General features: G+C 60.7%; 11 protein-coding genes. 1 reads left to right on the forward strand and 10 read right to left on the reverse strand.

All coding sequences use genetic code 11. From position 1 onward, the window contains the following. Positions 1-59 precede the first annotated feature (59 nt). From MJQ68_RS13630 to MJQ68_RS13655, 6 genes are all read right to left on the reverse strand, one after another. Positions 60-1,859 (reverse strand): acyl-CoA dehydrogenase family protein, encoded by a 1,800-nt coding sequence (locus MJQ68_RS13630; protein ID WP_238751684.1) that lies wholly within the window; start codon positions 1,857-1,859, stop codon positions 60-62. Positions 1,860-1,978: 119 nt separating this feature from the next. Next, positions 1,979-2,923, reverse strand: a complete 945-nt coding sequence (locus MJQ68_RS13635; RefSeq protein ID WP_238751685.1) for a nucleoside hydrolase — start codon at positions 2,921-2,923, stop codon at positions 1,979-1,981. A gap of 70 nt (positions 2,924-2,993) precedes the next feature. Further along, positions 2,994-3,890, reverse strand: coding sequence for an FAD:protein FMN transferase (locus MJQ68_RS13640; protein WP_238751686.1), 897 nt, complete (start codon positions 3,888-3,890; stop codon positions 2,994-2,996). A gap of 32 nt (positions 3,891-3,922) precedes the next feature. Continuing rightward, positions 3,923-5,239, reverse strand: coding sequence for a Gfo/Idh/MocA family protein (locus MJQ68_RS13645; protein ID WP_238751687.1), 1,317 nt, complete (start codon positions 5,237-5,239; stop codon positions 3,923-3,925). 12 nt (positions 5,240-5,251) lie between these two features. After that, a complete protein-coding gene (locus tag MJQ68_RS13650; RefSeq protein WP_238751688.1) occupies positions 5,252-6,145 on the reverse strand; it encodes a formylglycine-generating enzyme family protein in 894 nt (297 codons plus the stop codon). Positions 6,146-6,257: 112 nt separating this feature from the next. Next, complete coding sequence (locus MJQ68_RS13655; protein WP_238751689.1) at positions 6,258-7,427, reverse strand: hypothetical protein; 1,170 nt, start codon at positions 7,425-7,427, stop codon at positions 6,258-6,260. A 135-nt stretch (positions 7,428-7,562) separates the two neighbouring features. Here MJQ68_RS13655 and MJQ68_RS13660 point away from each other — a divergent pair, with 135 nt between their 5' ends. Continuing rightward, the gene (locus tag MJQ68_RS13660) at positions 7,563-8,246 is read left to right on the forward strand and encodes a porin family protein (protein WP_238751690.1); all 684 of its coding nucleotides are present in this window, start codon (positions 7,563-7,565) and stop codon (positions 8,244-8,246) included. 51 nt (positions 8,247-8,297) lie between these two features. On the opposite strand, the gene MJQ68_RS13665 is transcribed toward MJQ68_RS13660, so the two are convergent. The 4 genes from MJQ68_RS13665 to MJQ68_RS13680 all read right to left on the reverse strand — a co-directional run bounded on the left by MJQ68_RS13665 (position 8,298) and on the right by MJQ68_RS13680 (position 13,181). Beyond that, positions 8,298-8,738 carry an Hsp20/alpha crystallin family protein gene (locus MJQ68_RS13665; protein WP_238751691.1) on the reverse strand — a complete coding sequence of 147 codons (441 nt, stop codon included), beginning with the start codon at positions 8,736-8,738 and terminating at the stop codon, positions 8,298-8,300. 211 nt (positions 8,739-8,949) lie between these two features. Then, on the reverse strand, positions 8,950-11,097 hold the full coding sequence (locus MJQ68_RS13670; protein ID WP_238751692.1) for a DUF6923 family protein: 2,148 nt from the start codon (positions 11,095-11,097) through the stop codon (positions 8,950-8,952). A gap of 216 nt (positions 11,098-11,313) precedes the next feature. Continuing rightward, positions 11,314-11,991 carry a type 1 glutamine amidotransferase domain-containing protein gene (locus MJQ68_RS13675; RefSeq protein WP_238751693.1) on the reverse strand — a complete coding sequence of 226 codons (678 nt, stop codon included), beginning with the start codon at positions 11,989-11,991 and terminating at the stop codon, positions 11,314-11,316. Positions 11,992-12,020: 29 nt separating this feature from the next. Beyond that, positions 12,021-13,181, reverse strand: coding sequence for an iron-containing alcohol dehydrogenase (locus tag MJQ68_RS13680; protein WP_238751694.1), 1,161 nt, complete (start codon positions 13,179-13,181; stop codon positions 12,021-12,023). Positions 13,182-13,185: the final 4 nt, after the last annotated feature.

Genomic DNA, 13,185 nt, shown 5'->3' on the forward strand with positions numbered 1-13,185 from the left:
AAGGGGTTAAGGACATCACGTCCTTAACCCCTTTTCACTTGAAACCTTAACCCCTTGAACTAGAGCACGTAGGCATTCGCCTCGATCACCGTATCGGCGACCAGGCGGCGCAGCTTCTTGACGTTCTGTGGGGGGTACTTCGTGAAGCGCTTGATGCCCATCGTGAAGGTGCGCAGCATATCGCCCTCGACGAAGCTAGCTACGGCATCCGTGCCATTCTTCATCATACGAGCGGTGACGTCGTGGATGTAAGTGCGCAGGATCGCGTCGTAGACGCTGATGTCCTGCTTACCCAATCCCTCGGCACGCATCTTCTGTACCCGGAGCAGGGTGCTCTCGGCCTGTAGGAGGTCACCGAGCATATCGGCTACGTTCATCAGGATCTCCTGCTCGGACTTCAGGTTGATCTTGCCGTCCATCTGCTCCTTAGCGGCCGCACCGGCTACCATGAGGATCAGCTTCTTGAAGTCTGCGATGGCCTTGATCTCCTGACCGTACTCGCCCTCGGGCGGGGTCATGTCGGGCATGCCGCTGAGTTCCTTCTGTACGGCCCAGGCGGGTCCTACGATGTCCAGCGCACCCTTCATGGCACGGCGCAGTAGCATATCCACGCTGAGCAGGCGATTGATCTCGTTGGTGCCCTCGTAGATGCGGTTGATGCGGCTGTCGCGGTACATACGGGGGGCGAGGGTCTCTTCGGAGTAGCCCATGCCGCCGTGGATCTGCACGACTTCATCTACGGTGTAGTCAAGCGTCTCGGAACCGAGGAACTTGAGCAGGGCACACTCGATGGCGTACTCTTCGGCGCTCAGTAGCTTGGCCTCGGCGAAGGACTTCCCATCCGCCTGCAGCTGCTTGTTCATGTCCTGGATCTGCTGGCTGACGCGGTACAGCGCGCTCTCACCGGCGAAAATGCGAATGGCGGATTCGCCGATCTTGTACTTGATGGCACCGAAGTTGGCGATCGGCTGCTTGAACTGAATGCGTTCGTTGGCGTAGCGGACACCCACTTCCAGGGAGCGCTTGCTGCCTCCCATGCTGAGGGCGTGCAGCTTGAAACGGCCTACATTGAGGACGTTGAAGGCGATTAGGTGACCCTTACCGATCTGTCCGAGGCTGTTGTCAGCCGGTACGCGTACATTCTCGAAGAATACCTGACGGGTAGAGCTACCCTTGATGCCGAGCTTGTCTTCTTCGGCGCCGAGGGTGAGTCCGTCCAGTCCGCTGGGTACGATGAAGCCGGTGAACTTGTCGCCGTCTACCTGAGCGAACACGATGAAAACGTCGGCGAAGCCGGCGTTCGAGATCCACATCTTCTGGCCGTTGAGCACGTAGGCGTCACCGTCCAGGGTCGCACTGGTCTTGGCCCCCATGGCGTCCGATCCGCTACCGGGCTCGGTGAGGCAGTAGGCGGCCTTGAGTTCGCCATTGATCAGGCGGGGCAGGTACTTTTCTTTCTGTGCCTCGGTACCGAAGTACAGGATGGGCAGCATACCGATACCGGTGTGTGCCGCGTAGGATACCGTAAACGATCCCGAGCTGCCGCCCATGACGTCACAGATCAGGGTGTTGGTGTTGGTGTCCATCTCCATGCCGCCGTAGGATTCGGGCATGTGGGAACCGAGCAGACCGAGGTCGGCCATTTTTTCCAGTAGGCGGGGGGCAATGTTGTCCTCCTGCTTCTCGATCTTATCTAGGTTGGGGTAGATTTCCTGCTGGATAAAATCTTCCACCATCTGCTTGACCATGAGCTGCTCTTCACTGAACTCTTCGGGCGTGAAGGTGCTGTGGTAATCGGCATCGGCGATCAAAAATTCGCCGCCCTTGAGGACTTGTTGTGCGGTTAGCGTAGCTGGCATGATCCGGATAGTTTTAGTGCTTTAGCGAAAATTCGCTGCTAAGTTACGGGCTAAGAACGTAGGGCACAAGCCATTCGTTGTGTTTTAGCGAAAATTCGCTAAGTCAGTTGCCGGAATAACTATTCAGCATCGTCTAGGCCGGGAAAGCGGCTCCAGAAGTCTGTCTTCATACCCGGCACGTCGATCTCGGTATAGATGCCGATCTCGCGCAGTGCATTCTCCGGAGGGGTGGGGTAACCCTCTTTACTGGCCAATTCGGGACGGGCCAGGGCTTCGATGATGGCTACGTCCCACATGATCCAGTGGGCCTTTTCGGGGTCTTCCTGGGTCCACCAGCGGGTGTAGCTGTCCCAGCGGTCTACGAGGTAGTCGGCCGCCCCGCCCTGGCCCTTCAGCCGCTGCTCTACGTCCGTACGGTCGAAGACGAGGTGCTGACTGGTGGTGGCGGTCATCACGTCCAGCTCCAGCCCCTCGGTGTCCAGCAGTACGGCCACGGCCAGGGTATCGTTGCCAGAGTTAAATTCCTTCTTATTGTAGGTATTGGTGGCCGGGTCGTGCCAGAAGCCCAGGTAGTGTACGCTTACCCGGGGAATGATCTTGGGTTCTAGGAGCACGGCCGAGGCCACATTGGTACAGGAGCCCAGAATGACCAAGTGAAGTTTTTGGCCCGGCGGCAGGTGCAGTGCCTCTTCAATGATGAGCGAGGCGGCGGGCGAGGGGGAGGGGGTGCTGCGATCGGCCAGCGGCACGTTCGCGCCGAGGGGGTGGGGAATGTCTTCACGGTCCAGTAGCCGGAGAAGCTCCTCATTAATGTCTTGGCTTTCCTGTACCGTATTGTCCGAGGCCAGTGGCGAGGTGTGGAACTGGGCGGAGGTGATGCCCCGCAGATCGAAGGTCGGCTCGGCCACGGCGCGCACCAGCGCGAAGAGGTCGTCTACCTCGTTGGCGGTGTCGGCATCTACGATTATAGGTAGGCGGGTGGGGGCCTGCTGGGAGGTACGGGTGGCGGAGGTATTACAGGCGGCTAGAGTGAGTAGTGCAGCCAGGTAGAAGATGAAGCGCATGGGGGCAAGGTAATCTAAACACGGAGGGCGCGGATCGACTTTGTCGCCGCTTCGCGGTAATTGCACGGATTCATCGGATCGGTATATACTCATGCATTACCCGATAGGTGGTTGCTGGAAATAACTGGATCAGGGCTGATCTAGCGGTTGTACGAACCGAGAGGGCGGAGGCCAGTCCGTCTGCTACCATGCCCGTGGGGGCAAAGACCGTCACTGTCTGCCCGTGGGTCACGCCCAGCCCGGTCCGCGGATCGAGGAGGTGACTGTAACGGACCCCCTCGTGCAGCAAGTAGCGGTAGTCCGGCCCGGAGGTCGCGATGGCTACATCGGTTGTATCGAGCGGACCGGAGGGCAGTGCTACGGTCCAGCCCGCCCGATCGGGTGGGGCACTACCCAACAGCAGGTCGCCGCCGCCGTCGATGAGGAAGCAGTCGATGCCGAAGTCCCGCAGTACATCCCCGGCTACGTCCAGCGCGTAGCCCTTCGCCACCCCACCCAGATCGAAGAGTATGCTATCGCTCATCAGCATACTTTGTCCGGACCGACCTAAATGGTAATCACTCCGCACCGGCGTACGCGCCCCCCTGATCGCGTTTTCGGGAAAGTGTTGCTGCCGGATGGCCCGTCGCCAGCGTTTGGTGAGGGTGCCGATGGTCACGTCGAATGCGCCGTCACTATGCATGTGCAGCTGCTCACTGAAGCGAAGCACGGTATACAGGTCGGTGGATACCGGATACCACTGCCGGGCCGGTAGGCTAGCCAGGCGATTGATCTCGCTGTCCGGCCGGTAGTCGCTCATGGACTGCTCCACCCGCTCGATGCGCGCGTAGGCACTGTCGATCGCCCGGTGGGCCACGAAGGTATCGACGGCGTACACCGTGATGCGCCAGGGCGTACCCATGGCGGGGCGGGAGGCGGACACCGAAGACTGCTGCGCCCACAGCGGCGAAGCCCCAAGTAGTAGCATGGTCACTAAACTGGCTAACCAAAAGCCCGGCTTCACATTACCCGGGTTTCGCCGGGTACCGGGATGGGGTAGTAGCCGTTTTCAAGGGGCAGAATGGGCGGTGGGGCGTCAAAGGCGTAGGTAAGGGGCGAGAGATCCAACTCGGAGGCCATGGCCGCATCCCAGTCTACGACCTGCCCGGAGTAGGTGGCCATGCGGCCCATTACGGCGGTCAGGGTGCTTTTAGCGGCGTTCTCGGCGTCGGCATACTTGTAGTCCCCCGCCGCTACGGCGGCGAAGAGCAGGTCATGCTCGGTCTGGTAGGGGTTGGGGTCCTTACGGGCGTCGTGGTCGAGTAGGCCGTAGCCGCCGGGGGTGAGCAGCTTGCCCGGGGCGGGGGCGGTGCCGTTGGTGCCCTGAAACGCCTCGGTGACCTTGGTGGAGGCACCGTTCCAGTGGCGGCACTGACTGATCATGCGGCTACCGTCGGCGTAGGTGTACTCTACGGCATGGTGGTCGAAGATCTCGCCGTGTTCCTTGCCGTTGCGCACGTGGCGACCTCCGTAGCCGGAGGCCGTGACGGGGTAGGCCTGCTTGACCCAGTTGCCCACGTCGAGGTTGTGGATGTGCTGCTCGTTGATGTGGTCGCCGCAGAGCCAGTTGAAGTAGTACCAGTTGCGCATCTGATATTCCATCTCGGTCTGCTGCGGCTCGCGGGGTCGTACCCACACCCCCCCGCTGTTCCAGTACACGTAGCTGGTGGTGATGTCGCCGATGGCGCCGTGCTGCAGCATATCGATCCAGCCGTCGGTGTACAGTCGTTCGTAGTGGCGCTGTAGGCCTACGACCACGTTGAGTTTCTTGGTCTTGGCTTCCTCGGTGGCGGCCAGGATACGGCGTACGCCGGGCGCGTCTACGGCTACCGGCTTTTCCATGAATATCTGCTTATCCGCCGCTACGGCCGCTTCGAAGTGAATGGGCCGGAAGCCGGGCGGGGTAGCGATGAGCACCACGTCGCAGAGCGGCAGTACCTTTTCGTAGGCATCGAAGCCGACGAACTTGTGCTCCTCGGCTACGTCGAGGCGTGCTATATCCAGTTCGTTCTCCGTCAGTTGGGTTTCGATGCCGGTGTAGGCCTCGTCTAGCCGATCGCGGAAGGCATCACCCATGGCCACGAGCTTTACGTTTTGCTCGGTGCTCAGCGCCTGTACCGCCGCACCAGTGCCGCGCCCGCCGCAACCGATGAGGCCTACGCGGATCGCATCGTCTACGGAGCTATGCACCTTAGCGGTTAGCTCGGGGGAAATGGCCAGACCGGCGGCGGCCAGGGCGGTAGTGCGTTGGAGAAAATCACGGCGGCTGAGTGGCATGCTATGGGTAGATTAGTCGATGATAGCTTCGGCAAAGAAGGTACGCACTTCCTCCGGACTAGGCTGTACGGCGGGCGATACGATGCGAAAGCCCAGAAAGGCACTGTCTACGTTCCACCACTTACTCTTCGGGATCTGCGGATCGCGGGCCTGCCAGCGGGGGCTGGATCGTTCGCGGCTGCGGCAGCTGGCCTCCGCCGTAGGCGTATCGAAAGATCCCCCGCGTACGGTACGCGCGTGCTTGCCGTCGGGCCGCATCCAGGGGTCGGCTTCGCCATCGGTGACGCGGTCGGCGTAGTCGGCGTAGTATTCATCGAGCGTCCACTCGCTCACGTTGCCGAGCATGTCATAGAGCCCCCAGGCATTGGGAACTTTCTGGCCGGTCTTATGGTAGGTCTCTTCACCGTTTTCGAGTAGCCAGGCCAGGTCCGGCAGGTCGGCGGGGTCGGGTTCCTGGCCAGCCAGGCAGGCGTATTCCCACTCGGCTTCGGTGGGCAGACGGAAGAAGCGGCCGGTCTTTTCGTACAGCCATTCACAGTAGCGCAGGGCAGCCTGCTGGGTGGTATTTACCTGGGGGTAGCCGCCGCGGGTGCCCATGCCGTAGCTCAGGTCGAGGTAGGGTGGGGAGGGGCGCGACCAGGCATCTGCGTCCCAGTCGTCGCTGGCCGCCAGCGGCGTATCGTTCTCCCGGGTCTGGAAAATGCGGTAGGCCTCGTGCGTCACCTCGTGGCTCGATATGGCGAAGGGGGACAGCCGCACCTCCCTCCCCTCGATCGTATGCGTACCACCCTCCAGGGCGACCATCACGAAGCCGATCTCCGTACCCGGCAGGGTCACGCTATCCAGTTGGGCGCGCAGCGCGGGTGCGGTGACTAGTACAAGGAGCAGAGCGGTCAGGTAGTGCATAGCTGGTTTCGACGCGGTGATTGCCCGTCCAAGATAAGCAGCCCGGCTCGTTTATACCGGCTCGCGCCTTCCAGGCGTGGTGCTAGGCGGCTGGTGTCCCGTCCCGCGCGGCCTACGTCTCATCCGCCGCAAAGAGCACGTTGCGAACCACCGACCGCGAATCCGCCGAGCCCCCCAGCGAGCCCGACAGGATGCCCACCGCGGCCAGAAAGACCACCAAACGGAAGTGCGCCCCGGCAGTAGAGCCGTCCTGATCGCTGGTCCAGGTGCTCATGAGGGGGTCGGGAAAAACAAACACGACCACGCCGTACATCAGCAGGCCGAACAGCAGCAGCAGGCAGCACAGCGTAAGCACCAGCGCCAGATAGGTGGCCCCCGCCGTGACCACTGCGCTCTCCGAGGTCTTGCCGTGCCGCGTGGAGATCAGCCGGAAGGAAAAGGCCCGGTAAAGCACGAGGGTGGCCGCCAGAAAACTGACCACCACGAACACCGTCAGCTGCCGGGCGGAGACGGAGACGGCAAAATCCCAGGTCTCTCCACCGAAGATGAGCAGAATGATCACCGAGAGCGCCGTAGCGATCATGGTGGGCAGCTTGGTGGCGATGCGCAGGGGGTTGGACCGCAGGGCCCCGCGCACGATGCGCGGTAGGTTCCCGGCGAGCTGCCGAAGCACGAACACGAACTTGTTGCCCTCCGAAAAGCGGTCGTTAGCTTCCTCGGGTAGGGAGGTGGCCATCCGTTCGGACTGCCGCTCCGAGAAGTGATCCATCCCGTCGAGGTCCTCCGGTGCCCGAATGCGGGCCATGTAGTTGGTGGGGTCTGACTGATAGTCCAGGTTCAGCAGGCGGCCGAAGCAGTGGAGCATGAGGGTGGTCAGCCGGCGGGTCAGCAAGTCTTGATCCCGGGCCTCGTCGGATTCAAAGTCGGCCAGCCGTTTGGTGGATACGATGGCTACATTGGTAAGCTGGGAGGGGAGGGCCAGGAGGTAGGATACGGATGCGGCAGCCAGTTCCACCTCGGTGACGATGAGTAGGAAAGCCAGTTTGCGTTCCGTTTTTTCATTGATGCCGATCTGCACGAAATCAAGGGCGCTGTAGCCGGCCTGCTCCGGCGTGACGGTGGGTCCGTCGAAGGTGAGCGACCTGACCTGTAGGCGAGGTGCATGCCGCAGTACCTTGGTGAAGCGCTTGGTGGCCCGTTGAATCAACTCACTCAGTCCGCCGGCGTCACGGCCCGCCACGTCCATCTTCATGATGCCTACGGTAATCTGATGGTCGGTCACGGGAGTCGCTTAGGTGAGGGAGGTTGCCAAAGGTAGCACCGGGGCCTTAACGTAGCGCTAACCCCTGCCTTAACCTTCCCTTTATGCCGGCCCCCGACCGGCCCCCGTTCTGAGCTGCAACTAACGTAATCTACCATGCGCACTTTGCTCAGTTTTGTCTTCCTTACCCTGTTCACTAGCCTGGCTACCGCACAGACCACCCTGGGTGTACGGGCGGGCTACGGACAGTCTTCCCTCCACGCGGGCAATACCTTCGATGTGGTCACCGACCGTACCGGAACGGTAGGTATAGCTTCTTTGGGGATGTTCGCCGAGGTGCCGCTGACGGACTACCTCAGCCTGCGGCCCGGGCTGGAATACACCCAGCGGGGTACCAGCGTCGGACTTACCCAGGATATACAGCTGCTCGGTATTCCCCTGCCCGTCGGTGCGCGTGCGAGAACTACGTTTTCCTACGTGGATGTACCGCTCTTGGTACAGCTCCGGCTGCCTACGGAGAGCGCCATCCAGCCCTATGCCCTGGCCGGACCGAGCGTGGGCTATGCCGTGGCCGGTAAGCTTCGCACCAGCGCCCGCGCCCTGATCGACTTTCAGCTGAGCTCGACGGAGGTGGACCTGGAGGCCATTAATTACGAACGGCTGCACGTGGCCCTCGTGGGGGGTGCGGGGGTGAACGCCCGCTTGGGACAGACCACCGCCGTGTTCCTGGAAGCGCGCTACGAGCATGGACTGACGCAGCCCTATAACGTGCCGCTGGTGCGCGACGGCGTAGGCTTTAAGGGGTGGAATGTGGGAATGGGTCTGAGCTTCGCGCTGTAGGGCCTGAAATGAAGAACGGCGGACATCGCAGTGGATGTCTGCCGTTCTCATTTAGGCTACTTCGATCTGCCGGGCCGGTTTCTCCTTGGCCTCTTCCCGCTTGGGGATCGAGAGGCGCAGGATACCGTCCTCGTAGGTGGCGTGAATATTGTCATCGTCCACTACCTGGTGATCCAGGTTGAAGGACCGCTGGAAGGACTGGTAGCTGAACTCGCGGCGCGAGTACTTGCCGTTCTCATCCTGCTCGTTGTTCTCGCGGCGCTGCTCGCTGCGAATGGTCAGGGTATTGTTGTCGAGCTGGATGTCAAAGTCCTCCCGCTTCATGCCGGGCGCGGCCATTTCTACGACGAATTCGTCACCCGTTTCCCGCACGTTTACGGAGGGCAGGGTAGTGGTGTTGCTGCTGTAGTTGCGGTTGCGCCACTCGAAGAGGTTGTTCCAGTCGTCGTCCAAAAAACGCGACATGGCGGGAATCAAACTGTTGGTTCTCATGATGTCAGGAATTAAGGGTTAGAGAATAACGTGTGCATACCGGTACGGGCAAAGCGCGTGCAAAAATCCCATGAAGTGTCATATTGACCTACGGGCTGTCAATTCGATCTGCGCTGCCGCCAAAATGACTTTTAGGCGACTATTTTGGTATTCAGAACGATACAGTTGATATGTAAAGTCACGTATACCAAATGTAAACCGCTAGCTCGTGCTACTGCTTCACGATCTTGGTGCTACTAATACGGCCGGAGGTGGCGTCGGTGATCACCACGTTGTAGAAACCCCGGGGCAACTGCGTCACCGCGTCGATCCGGTGCTGCCCCGCGGCAAGGTCGGCCGACAGTACGCGCCGTCCGTCCGTTCCGTAGATCGACACATTCAGTTGCAGCGTGCTGCGCTCGTCGTAGGCGACCCATAGCGACGGCCCGACCAGACTAGGGTATACTTCCACTGCTGCGGCGCGTTCCTGGTCGATCAGCATACTGCTGCTGTGGGAGTAGGTACCGTCGAAGTCTACGTCCCGCAGCCGGTAGTACGCCCGGGGGTAGGGGGAGGGATCGGTAAAGGTGTAGTTCTGCAGCTCGTTGGTGAAGCCTTCCGCCTGGATGCGGCCGATGTCTTCATAGGTGCCGCCCGACTGACTGCGCTCTACCACGAAGTAATCGGAGTTGTACTCCGAGGAGGTCTGCCAGCGCAGTTCGACGGCCGTGCCGGAGGCGGCCCCCGTAAAGTAGACCAGGGTGACCGGCAGGGTGCTGGAGAATTCCATGGTGACGGTGGCGTTGTTGCTGGTCACGTTGGCCCGGTCCTTGGCCCGGTAGGTGAAGGATACGGTGACCGACCCATCGATGGGGTCGAACTCGAACAGGCTGGACTGGAAGTTGACCAAGTCACGGACGGTGGTGACCGCCGTGCCGTTGTAGTACAGCGTGCCCTTGGTACTGGCATCGGGGATGCTCGTGACCCGGATAGTGGTGGGAGTCCCGTCTTCGGCATCCGCTACGGAGAGTGGCGGTACGGTGGCGCGTGCGCTGCCTCCCGGGTTGGACTGCTCCGCCGCGCTCACGTTACTGGCCGTGGGGCGGGTATCGATGCCGAAGGTGACATCCGTCACACTGTTACCGGCTACAATGCCGGATAGGGTAAGCCGGCCGTTGGGCGTACCGTCGCTACCGCTGCCGGTGCCGAGCTTGTCGCCCACGAAGCGGTGGGTACCCGGTAGCGCCTGGGGGGGTGGGGCCTGACCGATGGTGCCCTGGGTCACGGAGATCTGCACCTCGTAATCTCCCGAGAAATCACCCAGAAACTCGAAGGTGCCGTCCGGAGCGATCACGGAGCGCTTATCGACCACCCCGGCCTGTACCAAATTGGCGTATAGCGTAGTGGTGCCAGCTTTATTCGTGGGGGTACCGTTGACGGTATTGTCCGTCAGACCATTGGCATCGACGAAGAGGGTGCCCGAGATCGAGGGGGGTGCGTAGCAGCCGGAGGCGGCATCGGCATTGCCGCTATTGAGCGTGGCCTGTTCGCCGATGGAAGAGAATGCGCCGGTCGATAGGTTGACCGCGTAGATATTACCCAGCTCGTCGATGGCGCGCACGGCTCCGAAGCGGTTCTTGTATACGCCCAGTATGGTACTGGACACGCCCGTTGCTCCTACTTCGGTCATGGCGCCAGTGGACGCATTGATGGCGTAGAGCTTATTGGTCTGTCGGTTGCTGCCGTAGAGCGTACCGCTGGTCTCGTCGAAGATGATATCGTTGACCTGCACCTTGTCAGTGCACGTCGAGCAGTTCAGGGTCTGATCGCTGACCACCGTAGCCGTATTACCCGTGATGCGAATCTTCTGGATCTTATTCCGAAAGCCCGTGGAGCCCGACAGGGTGAAGGAGGTGTTTACGTAGTAATTGCCGCTCAGGTCGAAGGTGCCGGAGCCGATGTTGCCCCCGGCATTGTCGATGGTGGTCCGGTTATTGGTGCTGAACTTGGCGATCGCACCGCTGACCGGGATCTCGACCCGCCCGCAGTTTTCCCCCAGTCGGTACAGCTTGCCCGAGAACTGGGTAGCGTCGTAGCGGGAGACGGCGTACAGGAAGTTATCGTTCGGGTTGAAGGCCAGGGCGTTCAGCGCTACGCCGACCTGGGCGGCGGTACATACGTCCGTGCGCACCCCGGTGGCCGTGACCAGCTTACTTAGTCGAGAACTGGAGAAGGTGCGGGTATCGCCGGATAGCGCGGTAGTGGCCGAGGAAATGTAGTAGCCGAAGCCGTCCGTGCCGGAGCAGGTAAAGGGGGTGGGTGTCTGGCCCACTGCCACGGCGGACAGCAGACAGATCACCAAAGTGACTGCAGTTTTCATGGTAGGTTTTTCACGAGAGAAAGCTAAACGACCGGTCCAACAAGTCAATCTGACTAATTAAACCGGCTGCCGGTATATTCCGCAGGTCGGGATATACAGCGAGAGCTAAGGTACTATACTACACCGGTGATGAATGGTATATATCGGCATTTAATTCACAAAAAAAAGCCCGTAACCCCCGGGAGGGCTACGGGCTTCGTAGGTAGTCTGCCAGACTTAGTTCAGCGCTGCGTAAAGTCGCTCGGCGACCTTGGTGGAGCTGGCCGGGTTCTGTCCGGTGATCAGGTTTCCATCCGCTACGACGTGCACGCTCCAGTCGGCTCCCTTGGAGTAGTTACCGCCATTCTGCTTGAGCATATCCTCTACCAGGAAGGGGACCACATCGGTAAGACCGACGGCCTCCTCTTCGGAGTTGGTGAAGCCGGCCACTTTCTTGCCCTTCACGAGGGGCTCGCCGGCGGCGTTCTTGACCTCCTTGAGGGCGGCCGGTGCATGGCAGACAAAGCCGAGGGGCTTCTGCTGCTTGTTGAAGGTCTCGATCAACTCGATCGAGGTGCGGTCCGTGGCCAGGTCCCAGAGGGGGCCGTGTCCGCCGGGGTAGAAGACGGCGTCGAAATCAGCGGCTTTCACCTCGCTCAGCTTCTTGGTGGTATTGATCACCTGCTGGGCGGTGTCGTCCTGCTTGAAGCGCTTGGTGTCCTCGGTCTGATTATCCTCGGTGTCGCTGCTAGGGTCGATGGGTGCCTTGCCGCCTTTGGGGGTAGCTACGGTGATGTCTACGCCCTTATCGAGCAGGGTGTAATAGGGGGCGGCAAACTCCTCGATCCAGAAGCCGGTCTTCTTGCCGGTATCTCCTAATTTGTCGTGGGAGGTAAGTACGAATAATACGTTCATGATATAGTTATTTAGTGGTTAGGGTAAAACTAGTAGGCCATGCGGACGATCTGCTCGGCGTCCGACGGCTTCAGGGACTGGTGCTCGCCCAGCGCCTTCCAGCCGCGTTCGGTAAAGCGCTTGGAGACTTCCTCGGCGGTGCCTTCATAGTCGTCGGTATACTGCGAGAGCTTGGTGTCGATGTCCAGCTCGTGGAAGAACTCTTCGGTGCGTTGGATGGCGGCACGGGCCTTGTCTTCGGTCGATCCGTCGGTGATGTTCCAGACGCGCTCGGCGTACTGGGCCAGCTTTTCCTTCTTCGCCTCGAAGTTGTAGGTGTAGTGGCTCGGGGCGATCACGGCCAGGGTGCGGGCGTGGTCGATGCCGTAGAGGGCAGTGAGCTCGTGGCCCATCGCGTGGACGGCCCAGTCGGTAGGCACACCCTTGGAGATCAGTCCGTTGAGGGCCATCGTGCAGCTCCACATGAAGTTGGACGCGGCCGTGTAGTCGGTGGGATCTTTCAACACCTTGGGGGCTACCTCGATGAGCGTCTGTAAGATGCTCTCCGAGAGCCGGTCCTGCAGGTAGGCGCCGGTGGGGTAGGTCATGTACTGCTCCAGCACGTGGGTGAAGGCGTCGGTAATACCGTTGGCCAGCTGGCGGCGGGGAATGGAGTGGATCACCTGGGGATCCAGGATAGAGAATACGGGGAATAGACCGGGTCCGCCCATGGCCAACTTCTCCTTGGTTTCCGCGCGGGTGATGACGGAGCCGGAGTTCATCTCCGATCCCGTAGCCGGTAGGGTGAGTACCGTGGCGAAGGGCATGCCCTCCTTGGTCGAGATGTTGTTGGTCAGGATGTCCCAGGGCTCGTCGCCTTCGTAAAGGGCAGCGGCAGAGAGAAACTTGGCCCCGTCAATTACCGAACCTCCACCTACGGCGAGAATGAAGGTGATGTCCTGCTGCTTGATCACCGCGAGGGCTTCCAGTAGCTTAGCGTACTCCGGGTTGGCGGGGATGCCACCGAACTCTACGACTTCGCGGTCGCCGAGTGCGGAAGTGACCTGCTCGTAGATGCCGTTCTTCTTGATACTGCCTCCGCCGTAGAGCAAGAGGATCTTGGCGTCCTGGGGGAGCTCGTCCTTGAGGCTGGCGATCTGTCCCTTACCGAACAGGATCTTGGTGGGGTTTTGGAATTTGAAGTTATTCATGGGT

The sequence above is a fragment of the Neolewinella maritima genome (assembly GCF_923081025.1).
In the GTDB taxonomy this organism is placed as follows: Bacteria; Bacteroidota; Bacteroidia; order Chitinophagales; family Saprospiraceae; genus Neolewinella; species Neolewinella maritima.

Excerpts from the sequence above, each read along its gene's own strand:
- MJQ68_RS13630 (WP_238751684.1), bottom strand. The coding sequence starts at position 1,859 with ATGCCAGCTACGCTAACCGCACAACAAGTCCTCAAGGGCGGCGAATTT.
- MJQ68_RS13675 (WP_238751693.1), bottom strand. The coding sequence starts at position 11,991 with ATGAACGTATTATTCGTACTTACCTCCCACGACAAATTAGGAGATACC.
- MJQ68_RS13660 (WP_238751690.1), top strand. The coding sequence starts at position 7,563 with ATGCGCACTTTGCTCAGTTTTGTCTTCCTTACCCTGTTCACTAGCCTG.
- MJQ68_RS13645 (WP_238751687.1), bottom strand. The coding sequence starts at position 5,239 with ATGCCACTCAGCCGCCGTGATTTTCTCCAACGCACTACCGCCCTGGCC.
- MJQ68_RS13680 (WP_238751694.1), bottom strand. The coding sequence starts at position 13,181 with ATGAATAACTTCAAATTCCAAAACCCCACCAAGATCCTGTTCGGTAAG.
- MJQ68_RS13640 (WP_238751686.1), bottom strand. The coding sequence starts at position 3,890 with ATGCTACTACTTGGGGCTTCGCCGCTGTGGGCGCAGCAGTCTTCGGTG.
- MJQ68_RS13670 (WP_238751692.1), bottom strand. The coding sequence starts at position 11,097 with ATGAAAACTGCAGTCACTTTGGTGATCTGTCTGCTGTCCGCCGTGGCA.
- MJQ68_RS13650 (WP_238751688.1), bottom strand. The coding sequence starts at position 6,145 with ATGCACTACCTGACCGCTCTGCTCCTTGTACTAGTCACCGCACCCGCG.
- MJQ68_RS13665 (WP_238751691.1), bottom strand. The coding sequence starts at position 8,738 with ATGAGAACCAACAGTTTGATTCCCGCCATGTCGCGTTTTTTGGACGAC.
- MJQ68_RS13635 (WP_238751685.1), bottom strand. The coding sequence starts at position 2,923 with ATGCGCTTCATCTTCTACCTGGCTGCACTACTCACTCTAGCCGCCTGT.